The sequence below is a fragment of the Haloprofundus halophilus genome (genome assembly GCF_003439925.1).
GTDB classification, from domain to species: Archaea; Halobacteriota; Halobacteria; order Halobacteriales; family Haloferacaceae; genus Haloprofundus; species Haloprofundus halophilus.
Genome location: NZ_QQRR01000001.1, coordinates 1239632 through 1255459 on the forward strand (window position 1 = coordinate 1239632; position 15828 = coordinate 1255459).

The window sequence follows — 15828 nt, forward strand, 5'->3', positions numbered from 1 at the left end:
GCTCGCGCTCCGCGCTCGCTCAGTCGCCCCTCGCGCATTTCTCGGGCGGACGGAACCGCCCTCCGGCGCGCGCCCGAGCGCCGGTTTGTCGGCGCGACCACTCGCGTGGGGGGAGCCGGACGCGTCTGTGTACCCGACGAGGTCGGGGGAGGTCCGAGGCGGGCGTGGCGGTGCGGGCTCTCGATGTGCTCGGAAGCTGTGTCCGACTCGGTGAACGTACTCTCGAACTCGGTTCAGTCCCGAATGTTATGTCGGTTCCCCGTGAACTCGGTGTCGTGCAATTGAACGGACAGACGGCACTCGTCACCGGCGCGGCATCGGGAATCGGCAGAGCCACCGCTTCGAGACTCGCGGAGGCGGGCGCGCACGTCGTCGTCACCGACGTCGACAGCCGCGGCGGCGAGGAGACGGTCGACCGAATCGAGAGCGACGGCGGGAGTGCGGCGTTTCACGAACTCGACGTGCGCGACCGCGAAGCGTTCGTCTCCGTGGTCGAAGCCGTCGACGAGGAGTCCGGTCTCGACGTGCTCGTCAACAACGCCGGCGTCGGTCACGTCCCGAAACCGGTCGAAGACCTCACCGAAGCCGAGCGCGAGTTCGTCTTCGACGTGAACGTCACCGGCGTCTGGAACGGTTGTGCCGCCGCCTTGCCGACGATGAAGGCCCGCGAGTCGGGCGCTATCGTCAACGTCGCGTCGCTCGCGGGCGTCATCGGGTCGCCGCACCTCGGCGCGTACTCGCTGTCGAAAGGCGCGGTCGTCAACTTCACTCGCACCGTCGCCGTCGAGGCAGGTCCCCACGGCGTCCGCGCGAACGCCGTCTGTCCGGGATTCGTCGAAGGCGGCCTCGGCGAGCAGTATTTCGACTCCTTCGACGACCCCGAAGCGGCGCGCGAACGCTCCCGGCGGGGCTACGCGCTCCGCCGCCTCGGCGAACTCGACGAAGTCGCCGACGCCATCGCCTTCCTCGCCAGCGACCAAGCCTCCTTCGTCACCGGCGAGTCGCTGATGGTCGACGGCGGCTTCTCGATTCAGTGACCGCGTCACTCGACGGCCGCCTCCGGTTCGAGAGCTCCAGACTCGCTCACGCCTCCGTCGCGTCGTCCTCCAGCGACTTCCAGAAGAACGTCGCGGCGACGACGGCCGAGAAGCCCCACACGAGCGTCTGCGCGGGTTTTCCCTCGATGACGAACAGTCCCGCGACGACGAGCGCGAGGAAGAACCAGACGACGTGGAGGAGACGCGTGACGTTCATGGCGGTAGTCCGTGCTGAGTCGCCGCCGGTCAAATCCGTTTCGCTGAGCGGTGACGACTCGGTGGACGTCCCGACCCGCGCTCACTCGATTTTCGAGACGCTCGCCCGTTCGTCGGTGACGACGCCGTAGGGTGCGTCGTCGACGCTCGTCGGCATCTCCTCGTCGGCGTAGCGCGACTGCAGCGACGCGACGACGGCGTCGCGCACGCAGGCCCGCGTCGCCGCGCCGACGTCGGTCGAACTGCCCGAGAACCGCGACGGGTCGCCCGACAGGTCGCAACCGACGACGACGGCGTCGCTGGTCGTACCCGGGACACCCGCCACCGCGAGCAGCGTCGCCGCCTTCGCCTCCGCGACGACCGTCAGGAGGTTGGTCAGCGCACCGGGTTCGAGCGCGCGCCTCGTCCCGACGAGGAGGTTCACCGTGCCGGGACGGGGCGGCGAGTCGGCGTCTGCGTCTCGGCCTGTCGTCGCATGAGTCGTCGCGGGAGTCGTCGCTTCCACCGGCAACGCCGCCGGATTCGACACGCCCGCAGTCGCCACGACGTCGACCGAACCGAGTCGGGCTCGCCGCGCGTGGCGCATCTCGACGCCCGTGAGAAGCGTCGGTCCGGGGTCGTCGAAGCCGACCGCATCGCGTCGCTCGCGGGCGAACGCCGCGAGGTCGGTCCGCGAGAAACCGTCGGGGACGGTGACGTTGTACGCGGCGGTGGCGCGCGACTCGCCGCCGTCGAAGCCCGACGAGAGCCAGCGCGCGTTCGGACGCGAGAAGCGGAGCACGCCGTCTCTGACCGTCGCCTCGAAACGGGGGTCAGACATCCGCCAGCGCGTCGAGCAGTCGGTCGTTCTCGCGTTCGCGCTTGACCGCGACGCGGACGTGCGAGTCGAGGCCGCGGAACGTCGTCGCGTCGCGGACGGCGATGCCCTCTGCGCGCGCGGCGTCGACGACGTCCGACACCTCGCGCCGCCCGACGTCGAAGAGGAGATACGGCGCGTCGGAGGGGTAGACGTCGAACTGCCGAGAGAGCGCCGCGCGCATCCGTTCGCGCTCGCGCTCGACCCGTTCTCTCGTCTGCTCGACGAACTCGGTCTGTTCGAGGCAGTGCGCGCCGACTGCCGCGGCGGGCGTTCCGAGCGACCACGCCATCCGCGCGGTGTCGAGTCGCTCTCTGAGGTCGCCGGTCGCCGCCGCGAACCCGACGCGGAGCCCCGGAAGACCGTACATCTTCGTCAACGAGCGGGCGACGACGACGCCCGGTTCGCCGGCCATGCTCGAAAGCGAGGTGAAGTCGAGAAACGCCTCGTCGACCAGAAGCGTCGTGTCCGTCTCCCGACAGCGGGCGGCGAACGAGCGGAGTCGGTCGGGGTCGGCCGCCTCGCCGGTCGGATTGTTCGGCGTGCAGACGACGACGGCGGCGTAGTCGACGGGGTCGGCGTCGAGCAGTTCGTCGTGGTGCAGAAAGCGCGGGTCGCCGCCCTGCAGTCGCACCTCGCGGGCGTACTCGCCGAAACTCGGCGCGGGAATCAGCACCCGGTCGCCGGGGCGCACCGTCACCGAGAGCGCGAGTCGAATCGCCGCGAGCCCCCCCGGCGTCGGAATCACCGACCGCGGTTCGCAGCCGACGGTTTCGGCCGCCGCGGTGCGGAACTCGCAGTAATCGGAGGGGTAGCGCCGAGCGACCGACAGCGCCGCGTCGTAGACGCCGACGACGCCCGGCGGGCGCTCCGGGTTCGTGTTGGCGCTGAAATCCAGAACGGTCGGGTCGTCGACGCCGCCGTGCGGTACCCGACCGACGGTTTCGACGGCCTCAGGGTCCATGTGCACCACCCGCGGCGTCGACCACCTTAACTGTTTTTTCGGCGACGCGTCTCAGCTCGCCCGCGCGGTCGGCGAGAAGCAGCGCGCCGCCCATCCCCGCTCCTTCCTTGCCTTCCCCCGCGGCGTACCGCGAGAGCGCGTCGTCGCGTTCGCCGAACCCCGGGTCGGTGACGACCAGTTCCGCGTCGAGCGAGTCCGCCGCGGCCGTCAGTGCGGGAACGTCGTCGGCGAGGTAGCTCGTCGTCGCCAGCGTCAGCGGGCCGGTGACGCCCTCGTGTCGGACCACGGCGGCGGCCGCGAGCATCTGGGTTCCGCCGCCGAGAGTCACGTCCTTCCCGGCGTCGAGCGCGCCCGCGACGAGTCCGGCGACGACGGCCAACACCGGGTCGCCCATCGCCCGCACCGCCAACAGCGGTTCGTAGGCGAACTCGCCGATGTCGATGCCGCTGGCGTCGAGTCCCTCCGCGACGACCGACGATTTGAGCTCCATCGGGTTCTCGGGGAACGACGATGAGACGGTCCACTCCTCGCCGAGCGCGCGGAGCGTTCCGAGTGCCGTCGTCGTCCCGCCGGGAATCGTCTCGCCGACGACGAGCTCCTCGTCGGGCAGCGTCCGGCCTAGCCGGCGGGCGGCGAGAAACGACCCGGGGGCGGTCGGCACCGGGTCGGCCTCGCGGACGTCGCGGCCGCGCTTCGCACCGACGCTCACCGTCGGCGCGCCCGTCGGCACCGAGAGCCCGGCGTCGACGGCGAGGAAGTCGAGGTCCAAAAGCTCCCGAACCGCCCGCGTCACGGCCGCCGGCGTGGGACACCCCGTCGGACTCACCGGCAGTTCGGGCGCGCGGACGAGCGAGCCGTACTCGACGAGTTCGAGGTCGGCGCTCGGCGTGTGCGCCAGAAGCTCCGAGTCGGCACCGGCGGCGCTGATGCCGTCGATCTTCGCGGTGTCGGTCGCGCCGGCGACGAGTATCAGTCGCACAGCGCCTCCGCGAGGGCGATGTCCGGCGGGCGGTTCACGTTCACGGCGAGTCGGGCGTCGTAGCTCACGTGTACAGTCTCCTCTCCGACCGCGACGACGTTTAGCCCCGTCGGAGCGAGATTTCGGCCGTCGGAGTCGAACGTCGTGTCCGCGCTCGCCCCCAGACGCCGTTTCAGCGCCTCGGGAACGCAGACCGTGACCGAGCGAGCGTCGCCGCTCGCTTCGTCGACCGTCGCGACTCCGAGCGCGTCGTCCACGTGCTCGGCGGCGAGAAGCGGCAGGTCGGCGGCGACGGTGACCACGGGTCTCCCGACGCGTTCGAGCGCGTACTGGAGGTCCTCGACGTAGCCGTCGCCGGGCGCGTCGAGAATTCGCAACTCGCCGGCGCCGGCGGCGTCGGAAGCGTCGGCGGCGGCCGCGAGGTGCTCGCGCGTCTCCGGCGCGTGCGGCGAGACGACGGCGCGAATCGCGTCGACGCGACTCGCCGACAGCGCCGCGAGCACGCGGTCGACCATCGGACTCCCCGCTATCTCGACGAGCGGCTTCTCCGTCTCGCCGCCGAGTCGCGAGCCTCGCCCGCCGCACATCAGAAGAGCGTCGAAGCGGCTGTCCACGCGACCACCCCCGCGTGGAGGCCGACGACGCGCCCGAGTTCGTTCGTCGCGCCGAGGGCGTCGCCCGACACCCCGCCGACCGCACCCGTCGCCCACCGGCGGACCAGCAGCGCGACGGCCGGTCCCGACAGCAGCGCGCAGACGAGTGCGGGCGTCGCCGACGACGGCGCGACCAGCACTGCGGGGAGCGCGACGGCGGCGACGGGCAGCAGTCCGGCGGCGTCGTTCTCGGCGACGACGGCCGAACCCAGTCCCTCGTGAGCGGGCGTGCCGAGACAGACCAGAAGCGCCATCCCCGCTTTCGCGCCGACTTCCGCGGCGACGACGATGCGGAGGGCGACGGCCGGACTCCCCGTCGCGGTCGCGAGGCCGAACGCACCGAGCGCGAGCGCGACCACCGAGAGCGCGAGCGCGAGCGCGCCGCCGACGCCGGTCTGCGAGTCCTTCAGCGCGTCGAGGCGACGCGCTGTATCACCGTGGACGACCGCGGCGTCGCCGACGTCCGCGAGGCCGTCGGCGTGGGTGATTCCGGTCACGAGGTAGAGCGTCCCGAGATACATCGCGGCGACGGTGCCAGGTTGCGAAACTGCGGAGAGCAGGGTGAACGGGAGCGCCGCCAGCGCGCCGACGAGGTAACCGACGAGCGGAAATATCGCGGGCGTGGCCCGGAACGCGTCCCACTCGCGTTCGCCGCCGCCGACCGGCAGGCGCGTGAGGAACGCGACGCCGCCCCGCAGCGCGCTCAAACCCACGCTGCCACCTCCGATGCGAGGACGACGACGGGGACGCGGTCGGCCAACAGCGTCGCCGCGAGCGCGAGGCCCCAGGCGAACCCGCCCGCGACGGCGACGACGCGGATGCCGTAGTCGGCGTCGGCGGGCGTCGGGAGCGCGACGTTCCGGTTCAGCACGTAGACGTCCGGTTTGTCGAGGCGGACGTCCAGCACCGCCGCGAGCGTCGCCATCGGCCACCCCGAGTTCGGCGACGGAGGGGCCCGAGCCCACTCGCGTGCACGCGAGAGCGCACCCACGTCGCCCGCGGCGGCGGCGACGAGAACTGCGCTGAGGCGGGCCGGGAGCCACATCACCGCGTCGTCGAGTCGCGCTGGCGCCCAACCGACCGGCTTGTGTCGATAGCCGAGCATCGAGTCGAGCGTGTTCACGGCCTTCACCCACGCCGCCCCGGCCGCCGCGAGCGGGAGCGACAGCGGCGCGAGGAGCGCGAACGCCAGAAGCGGGGCGACGAGCCCGTCGGCGAGGTTCTCGGCGACGCTCTCGACGGCCGCGCTCCGCAGTTCGCCCGAGGAGAGGTCGGTCGGGTCGCGTCCGGCGAGCGCGCGAAGGTTCCGCCGAGCCGTCTCGGGGTCGGTGTCGCTGTCCTCGACGACGCCCCCCGCCGCGTCCAAGAGCATCCGGAGACTCGTCGTCGAGAAGAGCGCGAACCCGGCGGCGACGAGCGCGGCCGTCGACCCGACCAACGCCGCGAGACCGACGACGCCCGCCGTCGCCCCGGCGGCGACGAGCGGGAGCGCGAACGCCGCGGCGACGCCGACGAACTTCGGTCGCTGCCACCGTCGGTCGACCGGCGCGACGAGTCGACCGAACAGCGCGACCGGATGGCCGCGGGACGGCGGTTCGCGGAGCGTCCAGTCGAGGGCGGCCGCGAGTACGACGGCGCCGCTCGCGGCCGACAGCATCACTCCGCCCCCGTACTCGGGCCGTCGCCCGCGGGCGTTCGCTCACCGTCGCCCGTGGGCGTCCGTTGGAACCGTTCGACGAGCGCGGCGAGCGGCGTCTCGGCGACGTCGACGAACTCGCCGCCGAGGGCTTCGACGCCGCCGTCGGTCCGGGCGTCGTCGCCGACGTGGAGGAGGCTCTCGGGGGACGCGTCGAGCGCCGACGCGACGGTCTCGAACGCCCGCGCGTCGGGTTTTCGCCAGCCGCAGGCGACGCTCGTCACCGTCGCGTCGAAGGCGTCGTTCGGGACGGCCGACCGGATGAGCGTCCGGCGGACGAGTTCGGGGACGCTACAGTTCGACAGCAGACCGACGGGGCCGCGTTCGGCGGCGGCGGCGACGGCCTCGACCGCGTCCGGTCGGGTCCGCACCGCGGGGTCGAAGGCGTTGACGACGGCGCGGCGCGAGGCGTTGTTCGGCGCGTCGACGCCGCGGCTACCCAGCGCGGCGCTGACGTGCGCCGGGAGGGGAACCTCCGCGCCCTCGGGTGCGTCGATGTGGACCTCGCGGTACGCGTCGCCCCAGTCGTCGGGGACGGCGACGCCGGCGCGTTCGAGTTCGATGGCGACGGCGGCCGCGGGGTCCGACGGGTACTCCGCCTCGACGAGCGTCCCGAAGAGGTCGAACGTGACTGCCACTGCACGGTGATTGGCCAAATCGAACTTGAAGATACTGGTGCGAGGGCCTCGACCCGTCCGACAGGAACGACTGACAGACACGAGACGGATACAGACTCACGCCGGACACAATATTCCGGGGCAGAGTATGTGAATCTTAATCAACAGCTGCGGTACTACGTTTACGAGACAGATGTCCGGGAGAGCCAGGACGCGCCGGGTGGCGACGTGGGTCGTCGTCGCCGCGGTCGTTTTTTCGGCGGGGACGGTCGGAGCGACGACAGCGGAGACGCCGGACGGTTCCGGAGACGCGGTCGAACTCTCGGAGTGCACGTCGGTTTCGTCCGCCGGGACGTACGTAATCGGCGGAGACCTCCGAGCGAACGGGTCGGAGCCGTGTCTGCGCGTGACCGCCGACGACGTCCGAATCGTCGGCGACGGGCACGCGCTCTCGGGTGACGGCGACGGCGTCGGCGTCGTCGCCGACGGCGTGACGAACGTCACCGTCGAGAACCTCACCGTCACCGGGTTCGAGGCGGGCGTTCGCTTCCGCGGCGTCGACGGCGGGTCGCTCCGCGGCGTGGCCGCCGTCGCAAACGCCGACGACGGCGTCCAACTCCGTTCGACGACCGGCGTCCTCGTCGTCTCGACGCGCGCCGACGGGAACGTCGACGACGGTATCGTCCTCGACGACGCGGACGACAACCGCATCGAGAGCAGCGCGTTCCGTCGCAACGGCGGCGATAACGGCGGCGACGGCGTCCTCCTCCGGAACGGGTCCGACGACAACGTGATTCGACTCAGCGTCGCCGACGAGAACGTCGACGACGGTATCGACCTGGACAACGCCAGCGGTAACCTGCTGGAGTCGAACCTCGTCCGCGAGAACGTCGGGTTGGAGAACGCCGACGGTATCGAACTGCGCGACGCCGACGACAACGTCATCCGCCGCAACACGGTCCGGAACAACCTCGACGACGGCATCGACCTGGCCCGCTCGGACGGCAACACCGTCTCCCGGAACACCGTCACCGGAAACCGGAACGACGGCATCCCGGTCGGCGTCGCCGAGAACAACCGCATCGTCGGGAACGTCGTCCGCGACAGCGGCAGCGACGGCATCCTCCTCCGCGGGGAAGCGTCGAACAACCTCGTCCGGTCCAACACGGTGACCGACAGCGCCCGCGACGGGATTCTGCTCCGTCTCGGTGCCCGCGGGAACCGCATCGTCGGCAACACCGTCACCGACAGCGTCCGCGACGGCATCGTGCTCAGAAACGCGACGGCGAACGTCGTCCGCGGGAGCGTCGTCCGCGACAACGCCGACGACGGCATCGAGATCGACTACGGCGGCGACCGGAACCTCGTCCAGCGCAACGACGTGTTCGACAACGGGGCCGAGGGCATCAGACTCCACCGGTCGACGGGGACGCGGCTCCTCGACAACCGGGTGTGGCGCAACGGGGCCGACGGCATCAACGTGACCGACGCCCGCGGCGCGGTGCTCGTGCGCAACGTCGCCAACGGGAACGCCGACAACGGCGTCGAACTCACGCGCGTCACGGCGTCGGCCGTCGTCGAGAGCACGACCAGAGAGAACGGCGCGAACGGCATCAGACTCGACCACGTCCGGCGCGTCGTCGTCGCGCTGACCGACGGCGACGACAACGGCGACGGCGACGTGACCGTCGTCGAATCCGCGAACGTGTGGACCATCGACCGCTCGGACCCGCGGTCGGAGCCGGCGGTGCTCGAAGCGCTGATTCGGCGGGTGACGGGGTTGGACGTGTCCGTGTAGCGAGGGGAAGCGAACGCGACGCGGCTACCGGATGACGTTCGATTCGAGGTCCCGCGGGAAGAACGTCAGCCACTCGGTGCCGCGTTCGGTGACGGCGACGGTGTCGGAGTGGCGGTAGCCGAACTCGTCGGTGTAGATGCCGGGTTCGATGGTGTACACCTGTCCGGGGGCCATCTCGGCGTCGGCGGGGTCGTCCTGCGCCTCGTCCCAGCCGCGGTCGATGTACGGCGGTTCGTGGCCGCCGAGGCCGATGTTGTGGCCGACGTGGTGCTGGGCGAGGTCGGTCACGCCCTGCTCTTCGAAGTAGTCCCAGACGACCTGGTCGACGTGGCTGATGGAGACGCCCGGGCCGAGCGCCTCGATGGCGATGGTCTGCGCTTCGAGCATGAGTTCGAAGTAGTGCGCTTGCTCGTCGGTGGGCTCGCCGACGAACATCGTCCGCTCCAGTTCGGAGTGGTAGCCGTCGACGTTCGCCGACGCGCCGGTGATGAGCACGTCGCCCTCGGAGAGTCGCTCGTTCGGGGTGTGGCCGTGCGGGAGCGCCGTCTCGGCGCCGCTGATGTAGCCCGCGTGGACGGGGCCGTCGCCGCGGACCCGAACCGAGTAGCGGTCGCCGAGCGTGTCGAGCATCGCGCGGGAGGCGTCCGTCGACGCCCGCTGGCTGACCGTCGCCGGATGCGCGCCGACCTCGGTGTAGTCGGCCAGGTAGCGGTGGCCGAGGTTCGCCCACTTCGCCGACTCGCGGATGAGGTCGACCTCGGCGTCGGTCTTCTCCCAGCGCATCCGGTCGACCCAGCGCTGGGACTCGACGTCGAGGAACTCCGAGAGCTTCGGCCCCTCGTAGCCCATCACGCCGGGCGCGCCGTCTCCGTCGGCGGCGACGGCGTCGACGCCCATCCCGCGGAGCATCGAGACGGCCGTCTTCAGCGGTTCGCCGCCGGGGTAGTCGAAGTAGTGGTGGACGGCGTCGATTCGTGGATTGGGTTCGACGCGCTCGACTTCGAGTCGCGGCACCGTGATTTCGATCCGGTTCGGCGTCACCGCGAGGACGACGGGTCGCTCCGTCTGGATGTGGTGGAACCCGGTGAGATACTCGATGCTCGTCGCGCCGAACCAGACGCCGGCGTCGGCGTCGGTGTCGGCGAGCGCGCCGCGGATGCTGTCGAGGCGCGCTTCGAACTCCGATGGAGGAAGTCTGGTCGCCATGCAGCCACCTTCTTTTCGGCCCTCAAAAGGGTGGGGATGGGTGACGCCGCCTTCCGGAATCTCCCGCCTCAGTTCGCGTTCGTGTTCGACTCGTCGTCGACGACGTCCTCGGCGATCTCCTGCAGTTCGCGGTCGGGGTTGTACTCGTTCTCGCCGCCGGCTTCGCCGGTGACCTCGCCGTAGACGGCCTCTCGGACCTCCTCTGCGGACTCGTACTCCTCGTCCTGTCCGAGTCGGTCGAAGACGCTTCCGAGCGACTCCGTCTCGTTCGGCATGTCGTCGGGCTGACCGCCGTACTCCTCGGCGAGCTCCTCGCCGCGAACCGGGAACTTCTGACCTTCGAGGTGACGGTCCACCTCGTCCATGATGTTCTCGACGGTGTCCGCGCGCTCGTCTTTCCGCTGCCGGGAGCTCTCGATGACGCTCTCGTGGCTCGGGTCGGTCCGGGGGTTCTCGTCGGGTTCGTCGGCCATGGCTCACGGTACGGCGCGGAGTCAAAAAGGCGTAGTGGCGGGGGGCGGCGAGCCGACGTCGCGGGTTAGAGGTCGACGCTCACCCAGTCGCCGTCGCCGCGGGCGGACTCGTAGGCCGCCTCGGTGACCGCCGTGACGCGGAGGCCGTCCATCGGCGTCGCGGGCGGGGCCGTCCCCTCCCGGATGGCGCGGACGAACGACTCGGCTTTGTTCGGGTGCGACCGACCGCCGAGATACGGCGCGTGCGTCGTGCTATCGGCGTCTATCTCCGTGAGTTGGCGGTCCTCCCACTCGCGACCGTCGAGATACACCGCGCCCTCGTCGTCCCAGATGTGGATGTGTTCGCGCGTGCACGGGGTCTTCCCGTACACCGAGACGCTGGCGTTGGCTCCCTCCTCGAACTCGATCCACAGCTCTGCGCGCTCGTCGACGCGCTCCTCGTCGTCGACGAACGTCATGTCCGCGCGGACGGCCGTCGGCGTGAGGTCCGTCGTCCAGAGGATGGCGTCGAGGATGTGGCTCCCGGTGTCGTAGAGGTAGCCGCCGCCGCTGAGGTCGGGGTTCGCGCGCCAGGTCCCGCTGAAGCGGTCGACCCAGTCCTGGCTGATCTCGGCGGTTATCCACCGCGGCGTCCGCTCGGACTCCGTCCACAGCTCTCGCGCTTCGACGAACGCCGGATTGAGGTGGCGCTGGTAGCCGACCATCAGCACTTCGTCGGCGTCGAGCGTGCGCTCGTAGAGGTCCTTCGCCTGCTCGAAATCCGTCGTCAGCGGCTTGTCGCAGAGGACGTGGAGGCCGCGTTCGAGCGCGGCGACGACCTGGCCGTAGTGGAGCGTGTGCGGCGTGCCGATGAGAACTGCGTCGAGGTTCTCGCCGTCGAGCATCTCCTCGTACTGTTCGTAGCGCGCCTCCATCGGCACGGAGAACTGTTCGCCCGCGTCGGTGCGGGCGGACTCGGCCACGTCGCACACCGCCGCGACCCGGGCCTGCGGGTGGTGGTCGAACTCGTCGCCGACGGTCGTGCCGATGTAGCCGAGACCGACGATACCTACTCGAATCGGGACGTCGCTGTGTGTCTTCTCCGACATCGTGACCTGACTGAGTACGACGACGAGTACGATAGTCGTTGGGACAGTTCCCGGAGTTGTCGGGACTCCGTGACGACACCGGCCGGCCGGCTACCAGCGGTGGTGGACGTGGTCGCGGACGTACGCGTCGTACACCTCGCGGACGCGTTCGTGCTGCCGGGCCGACGGTTCGGGGAGGTCGGCGGCGACGACGTTCTGGCGGACGTGTTCGGGACTGGTCGACCCGGGGATGACGGTGCTCACGGCGTCGAACGAGAGAATCCAGCGGAGCGTGAACTGCGCGAGCGTCGCGTCCTCCGGCACCGCCGGTTCGAGTTCGTCGGCGGCGCGAACGCCCGTCTCGAAGGGGACGCCGGCGAACGTCTCGCCCACGTCGAACGCGTCGCCGTCGCGGTTGTAGTTGCGGTGGTCGTCCTCGGGGAACTCGTCGTCGACGGAGAGCGTTCCGGTGAGCAGTCCCGACGCCAGCGGCACGCGGACGACGACGCCGACGCTGCGTCGGGCGGCCTCTCGGAAGAACAGTTCGGCCGGTCGCTGTCGGAACGGGTTGAAGATTATCTGGACCGTCTCGACGCCGTCGTACTCGATGGCTTTCAGCCCCTCTTCGACCCTCTCGACGCTGACGCCGTAGTGGTCGATCTTTCCGGCTCGCTTCAGGTCGTCGAGCGCCTCGAACACCTCGGGTCGATAGTACACCTCCGTCGGCGGGCAGTGCAACTGGAGCAGGTCGAGCGAGTCGACGCCGAGATTGTCGCGGCTCCGGTCGACGAACCGTTCGAGGTTCCCGTGCGTGTAGCCGTCGGCTCCGTGCGGGTCGAGACGCCGACCCGCTTTCGTGGCGACGGTCACGTCGTCGCGGGCGTCTGCTTCGTCCAGCACCTCGGCGATGCGCCGCTCGCTCGCGCCGTCGCCGTACACGTCGGCGGTGTCGACGAAATCGACGCCGGCGTCGAGCGCCGCGCGGACGGCTTCGCGGCCCTCCTCCTCGCTCACGTCGCCCCAGTCGCTGCCGATGTTCCACGTTCCGAGTCCGATTTCGGTCACGTCGTAACCGGTGGTGCCGAGTTCGCGGTGTCGCATGGTGTACCTGCGTGATAGTATCCGAACGCCGTAAGTGTCCGTACACCGGCATCGTCCGGCGTCGACTGGGTCCGACGGCGCGGCGGACGAACTGTCACGCTGAGGCATCGAACCCAGTGCTCAGGTGTACACGGAGCTAACTGACGTCGTGGACCGATACGACACCGCCGAGGGCGACGAAGTTCGAGTGGAGTCCGAACACGGCGACCGTGTCGTCGCCGAGGACCTCTCACTCACTGTTCGTCGTCGCCCGAGCGAGGGGTGGGTCGACGGCGTACTCACGACGAGTGCGCACGCCGACGTCGTTCACGAACTGTTCGCACTGGAGGAACCGTTCCGGATTCGGCTCGACCCCGCCGGGAGTGAGCGCCCGACGACGTTCGAGGGATGTCTCTTTCTGAGTTCGAGCGGTAAGTGGACGACCTCCGAGGGCGTTCGACGGAGATGACGCGTTCGAGAGCCGAGGAAAGGCTGCTCGCTCCTCCCTCGTGAGCGAATCGAGAACCCCAGTCTCGCACTGTTCGCGGGAAAAGTCCGCTCTCCCCGTCCTTGTGAACGTAGTGAACGAGGGCTCGTGGCGAGCGAAAGCGAAGCCGCGGTGATTGAACGAGCGAAGACGTTCCGGGCCGCTCACTACGTTCGCTCCCGGGCTGTGACTTCCGTGCTCAAATCGGGGAGAGCAGTCCTTCACATTCAGCACCGGTTCGCTCCGCTCTCGGCGCTGAAGTTCAGTCCGCTCTCCCCGATTTGAACGGGGGACAAGCCGATCTACAGTCGGCTGCTCTGCCAGGCTGAGCTAAGAGCGGTGCCCTGTCGTACCGCATTCTCGGGTATAACGATTGCTGTTCGGCGCGATGTACGTGAACGAATGACGAGGATTGGGCAAGATTGAAATAGTGTCGCATAATTCCTCTCAACGAAGATGAGTAAAGTCACGTTCCGCGCGGACGACGACCTCGTCGAGCGACTGGAGGCGTTAGACGCCTCCAAGAGCGAGGTCATGCGCGAGGCGCTTCGTGCGTACCTCGACGCGTCGGAGCGTGAGGCCGGTGCGGACGCGGGGTCGGTCGCACCGGTGTCCGAGCGTATCGACGAACTCGTCCGCGAGCGCGTCGACGAACTCGTCGGTGAGCGGCTCCGACAGGCCGAGAACCGTCGACCACAGGACGTCAACGTCAACATCAGCCTCGACGGTGCGAGCGACGACGACGACTCGGAAGAACGTAAGACAACCGTCGACGGAGCGGAGACGGCGGACGAGAAGTCGTGCAGCCAGTGCGGCGAAGAGCTGTCCGACGGACAGATGTACTGCCCGAACTGCGGTGAGAAAGCGTCTCGCCGATTGTTCTGCGACTGCGGAGACGAGGTCCGTTCGGACTGGGCGTTCTGTCCGGGGTGCGGTCGACGGACTCCGGCGGCGGACGTTCTCGAACGGCGGTGACGGCTCGCTAGGACCGCGTAAACACCGTTCTACGGTCGTGTCTTACATTCGCCGTTACATTTATATCCCATCGGTCTGTGCTTACGTTCGCGTAAGACGGTCGTCTTACGCTCCGGAATCGGTGGGGCAAAGTCGCCCTCCTCGTGCGATTTCGGCGCGTGATGACACTGTCGGGCATGTGCCCGACCGTCTTACCGGGGGAATGCAAATATGGAGCGTGTGACACTACGAATTCCGAAGCAGCAGATCGAGGAAGTCGAACAGATGGTGGAAACGGGAGAGTTCCCGAACCGCAGCGAAGCCATCCGTTCGGCCGTCCGCGAGATGCTCAATGAGCAGGCCGAAGAACGCGACGCAAAACGTCCCGAGCGCACCAAGCGCAGCTGGGCGAAGGTGTAATCGAATGCAAGATATCGTTCAAGACGCACTCGAAAACGCCGAAGCCGAGCAGCGCGACATGGAGGCGCAGAGCGACGACGACGAGTTCGGCGAACCCCGTATCGTCATCGTCGGCTGCGGTGGTGCTGGGAACAACACCATCAACCGCCTCTACAACATCGGCGTCGAGGGCGCCGACACCGTCGCTATCAACACAGACAAACAGCACCTGAAGATGATCGAGGCCGACACGAAGATTCTCGTTGGCAAGTCGCTGACCTCCGGCCTCGGTGCCGGCGGCGACCCCTCGATGGGCGAACGGGCGACCGAGATGGCGCAGGGAACCATCAAAGAGGTTCTCGGCAAAGCCGACCTCGTGTTCGTCACCGCCGGGATGGGCGGCGGCACCGGCACCGGTGCCGCTCCCGTCGTCGCGAAGATCGCCAAAGAACAGGGCGCCATCGTCGTCGGCATGGTCTCGACGCCGTTCAACGTCGAGCGTGCCCGGACGGTGAAAGCCGAAGAAGGGCTGGAGAAACTCCGCAACGAGGCGGACTCCATCATCGTCCTCGACAACAACCGCCTGCTCGACTACGTCCCGAACCTCCCGATCGGCAAGGCGTTCTCGGTGATGGACCAGATCATCGCCGAGACCGTCAAGGGGATTTCGGAGACCATCACTCAGCCGTCGCTCATCAACCTCGACTACGCCGACATGTCCACCATCATGAACCAGGGTGGCGTCGCCGTGATGCTGGTCGGGGAGACGCAGGACAAGAACAAGACCGAAGAAGTGGTTCGCGACGCGATGAACCACCCGCTTCTCGACGTGGACTACCGCGGGGCGTCCGGCGGGCTCGTCCACATCACCGGCGGCCCCGACCTCACGCTCAAGGAGGCCGAGGGCATCGCCGACAACATCACCGAACGCCTCGAAGCGAGCGCCAACGTCATCTGGGGCGCGCGCATCCAGGAGGAGTACAAAGGGAAAGTCCGCGTCATGGCCATCATGACCGGCGTCCAGAGCGCGCAGGTGCTCGGCCCGACGACCCAGAAGCAGGCCGACCGCTCGCGCGCCAGTCTCGACGGGAGTTCGGGCGGTTCGGAGTTCGAGACGAGTCAGAACCGACAGCGTCGGACGAGCACGAATCCGAACGGTTCGTGGCAGTCCGACGGCGGACAGGACGAGGTCGAACGCAACAACGGCCTCGACGTCATCCGCTAACTGCTCGGCGACTTCGACCGTACGCTGTTCTCAGAAACCCGAATGTAGGTGGCGAGCGACGCCTCGTGAGCGGGAGAGAGCGGGAAGGGAGCGAACGTTTTCAGCGAGTTCCGCTCAGTCG

The 15828-nt window shown here is 69.0% G+C and carries 18 protein-coding genes and 1 tRNA gene; 6 read left to right on the plus strand and 13 right to left on the minus strand.

Annotated elements, in window-relative coordinates; translation table 11 throughout:
* Positions 1 to 275 precede the first annotated feature (275 nt).
* The gene (locus DV709_RS06135) at positions 276 to 1037 is read left to right on the plus strand and encodes an SDR family NAD(P)-dependent oxidoreductase (RefSeq protein ID WP_117594157.1); all 762 of its coding nucleotides are present in this window, start codon (positions 276 to 278) and stop codon (positions 1035 to 1037) included.
* 46 nt (positions 1038 to 1083) lie between these two features.
* Here the strand turns inward: DV709_RS06135 and DV709_RS17660 are convergent, their stop codons facing one another.
* The 8 genes from DV709_RS17660 to DV709_RS06170 form a co-directional block, all read right to left on the minus strand.
* A complete protein-coding gene (locus DV709_RS17660; RefSeq protein WP_157972667.1) occupies positions 1084 to 1254 on the minus strand; it encodes a hypothetical protein in 171 nt (56 codons plus the stop codon).
* Positions 1255 to 1335: 81 nt separating this feature from the next.
* On the minus strand, positions 1336 to 2073 hold the full coding sequence (locus DV709_RS06140) for an adenosylcobinamide amidohydrolase (RefSeq protein WP_117592655.1): 738 nt from the start codon (positions 2071 to 2073) through the stop codon (positions 1336 to 1338).
* Entirely contained in the window at positions 2066 to 3073 is a 1008-nt protein-coding gene (gene cobD, locus DV709_RS06145; RefSeq protein ID WP_117592657.1) for a threonine-phosphate decarboxylase CobD, read from the minus strand. The genes DV709_RS06140 and cobD overlap by 8 nt, the downstream gene beginning before the upstream one ends.
* Complete coding sequence (locus DV709_RS06150) at positions 3063 to 4052, minus strand: nicotinate-nucleotide--dimethylbenzimidazole phosphoribosyltransferase (protein WP_117592659.1); 990 nt, start codon at positions 4050 to 4052, stop codon at positions 3063 to 3065. Before DV709_RS06150 ends, cobD begins: the two co-directional genes overlap by 11 nt.
* On the minus strand, positions 4043 to 4639 hold the full coding sequence (locus DV709_RS06155) for an NTP transferase domain-containing protein (protein WP_117594160.1): 597 nt from the start codon (positions 4637 to 4639) through the stop codon (positions 4043 to 4045). Before DV709_RS06155 ends, DV709_RS06150 begins: the two co-directional genes overlap by 10 nt.
* On the minus strand, positions 4639 to 5418 hold the full coding sequence (gene cobS, locus DV709_RS06160) for an adenosylcobinamide-GDP ribazoletransferase (RefSeq protein WP_117592661.1): 780 nt from the start codon (positions 5416 to 5418) through the stop codon (positions 4639 to 4641). The genes DV709_RS06155 and cobS overlap by 1 nt, the downstream gene beginning before the upstream one ends.
* Positions 5409 to 6362: an adenosylcobinamide-phosphate synthase CbiB gene (cbiB, locus tag DV709_RS06165; protein ID WP_117592663.1), complete on the minus strand. Its 954-nt coding sequence runs from the start codon at positions 6360 to 6362 to the stop codon at positions 5409 to 5411. Before cbiB ends, cobS begins: the two co-directional genes overlap by 10 nt.
* On the minus strand, positions 6362 to 7039 hold the full coding sequence (locus DV709_RS06170) for an HAD family hydrolase (protein WP_117592665.1): 678 nt from the start codon (positions 7037 to 7039) through the stop codon (positions 6362 to 6364). Before DV709_RS06170 ends, cbiB begins: the two co-directional genes overlap by 1 nt.
* Positions 7040 to 7211: 172 nt before the next feature.
* On the opposite strand from DV709_RS06170, the gene DV709_RS06175 reads away from it, so the two are divergent.
* Positions 7212 to 8816, plus strand: a complete 1605-nt coding sequence (locus tag DV709_RS06175) for a right-handed parallel beta-helix repeat-containing protein (protein WP_117592667.1) — start codon at positions 7212 to 7214, stop codon at positions 8814 to 8816.
* A 24-nt stretch (positions 8817 to 8840) separates the two neighbouring features.
* On the opposite strand, the gene DV709_RS06180 is transcribed toward DV709_RS06175, so the two are convergent.
* The 4 genes from DV709_RS06180 to DV709_RS06195 form a co-directional block, all read right to left on the minus strand.
* Positions 8841 to 10022, minus strand: coding sequence for a M24 family metallopeptidase (locus DV709_RS06180; protein WP_117592669.1), 1182 nt, complete (start codon positions 10020 to 10022; stop codon positions 8841 to 8843).
* Between the two features lie 68 nt (positions 10023 to 10090).
* The gene (locus tag DV709_RS06185; protein ID WP_117592671.1) at positions 10091 to 10495 is read right to left on the minus strand and encodes a DUF5789 family protein; all 405 of its coding nucleotides are present in this window, start codon (positions 10493 to 10495) and stop codon (positions 10091 to 10093) included.
* Positions 10496 to 10560: 65 nt separating this feature from the next.
* Positions 10561 to 11583 (minus strand): Gfo/Idh/MocA family protein, encoded by a 1023-nt coding sequence (locus tag DV709_RS06190; protein ID WP_117592672.1) that lies wholly within the window; start codon positions 11581 to 11583, stop codon positions 10561 to 10563.
* A gap of 90 nt (positions 11584 to 11673) precedes the next feature.
* Positions 11674 to 12663, minus strand: a complete 990-nt coding sequence (locus tag DV709_RS06195; protein WP_117592674.1) for an aldo/keto reductase — start codon at positions 12661 to 12663, stop codon at positions 11674 to 11676.
* Between the two features lie 148 nt (positions 12664 to 12811).
* On the opposite strand from DV709_RS06195, the gene DV709_RS06200 reads away from it, so the two are divergent.
* Positions 12812 to 13111, plus strand: a complete 300-nt coding sequence (locus DV709_RS06200) for a hypothetical protein (RefSeq protein WP_157972668.1) — start codon at positions 12812 to 12814, stop codon at positions 13109 to 13111.
* 284 nt (positions 13112 to 13395) lie between these two features.
* Here the strand turns inward: DV709_RS06200 and DV709_RS06205 are convergent.
* Positions 13396 to 13469: transfer RNA gene (locus DV709_RS06205), tRNA-Tyr, on the minus strand.
* A 116-nt stretch (positions 13470 to 13585) separates the two neighbouring features.
* Between DV709_RS06205 and DV709_RS06210 the strand changes: the two genes are divergently transcribed.
* The 3 genes from DV709_RS06210 (at position 13586) to ftsZ (ending at position 15707) form a co-directional block, all read left to right on the plus strand.
* Complete coding sequence (locus DV709_RS06210) at positions 13586 to 14104, plus strand: zinc-ribbon domain-containing protein (protein WP_117592678.1); 519 nt, start codon at positions 13586 to 13588, stop codon at positions 14102 to 14104.
* A gap of 210 nt (positions 14105 to 14314) precedes the next feature.
* Positions 14315 to 14503 carry a ribbon-helix-helix domain-containing protein gene (locus DV709_RS06215; protein WP_117592680.1) on the plus strand — a complete coding sequence of 63 codons (189 nt, stop codon included), beginning with the start codon at positions 14315 to 14317 and terminating at the stop codon, positions 14501 to 14503.
* Positions 14504 to 14507: 4 nt separating this feature from the next.
* Positions 14508 to 15707, plus strand: coding sequence for a cell division protein FtsZ (gene ftsZ, locus DV709_RS06220; protein ID WP_117592682.1), 1200 nt, complete (start codon positions 14508 to 14510; stop codon positions 15705 to 15707).
* The last annotated feature ends 121 nt before the right edge of the window (positions 15708 to 15828 follow it).

Excerpts from the sequence above, each read along its gene's own strand:
- DV709_RS17660 (WP_157972667.1), bottom strand. The coding sequence starts at position 1,254 with ATGAACGTCACGCGTCTCCTCCACGTCGTCTGGTTCTTCCTCGCGCTC.
- DV709_RS06140 (WP_117592655.1), bottom strand. The coding sequence starts at position 2,073 with ATGTCTGACCCCCGTTTCGAGGCGACGGTCAGAGACGGCGTGCTCCGC.
- cobD (WP_117592657.1), bottom strand. The coding sequence starts at position 3,073 with ATGGACCCTGAGGCCGTCGAAACCGTCGGTCGGGTACCGCACGGCGGC.
- DV709_RS06155 (WP_117594160.1), bottom strand. The coding sequence starts at position 4,639 with ATGTGCGGCGGGCGAGGCTCGCGACTCGGCGGCGAGACGGAGAAGCCG.
- cbiB (WP_117592663.1), bottom strand. The coding sequence starts at position 6,362 with ATGCTGTCGGCCGCGAGCGGCGCCGTCGTACTCGCGGCCGCCCTCGAC.
- DV709_RS06175 (WP_117592667.1), top strand. The coding sequence starts at position 7,212 with ATGTCCGGGAGAGCCAGGACGCGCCGGGTGGCGACGTGGGTCGTCGTC.
- DV709_RS06180 (WP_117592669.1), bottom strand. The coding sequence starts at position 10,022 with ATGGCGACCAGACTTCCTCCATCGGAGTTCGAAGCGCGCCTCGACAGC.
- DV709_RS06185 (WP_117592671.1), bottom strand. The coding sequence starts at position 10,495 with ATGGCCGACGAACCCGACGAGAACCCCCGGACCGACCCGAGCCACGAG.
- DV709_RS06190 (WP_117592672.1), bottom strand. The coding sequence starts at position 11,583 with ATGTCGGAGAAGACACACAGCGACGTCCCGATTCGAGTAGGTATCGTC.
- DV709_RS06195 (WP_117592674.1), bottom strand. The coding sequence starts at position 12,663 with ATGCGACACCGCGAACTCGGCACCACCGGTTACGACGTGACCGAAATC.
- DV709_RS06210 (WP_117592678.1), top strand. The coding sequence starts at position 13,586 with ATGAGTAAAGTCACGTTCCGCGCGGACGACGACCTCGTCGAGCGACTG.
- DV709_RS06215 (WP_117592680.1), top strand. The coding sequence starts at position 14,315 with ATGGAGCGTGTGACACTACGAATTCCGAAGCAGCAGATCGAGGAAGTC.
- ftsZ (WP_117592682.1), top strand. The coding sequence starts at position 14,508 with ATGCAAGATATCGTTCAAGACGCACTCGAAAACGCCGAAGCCGAGCAG.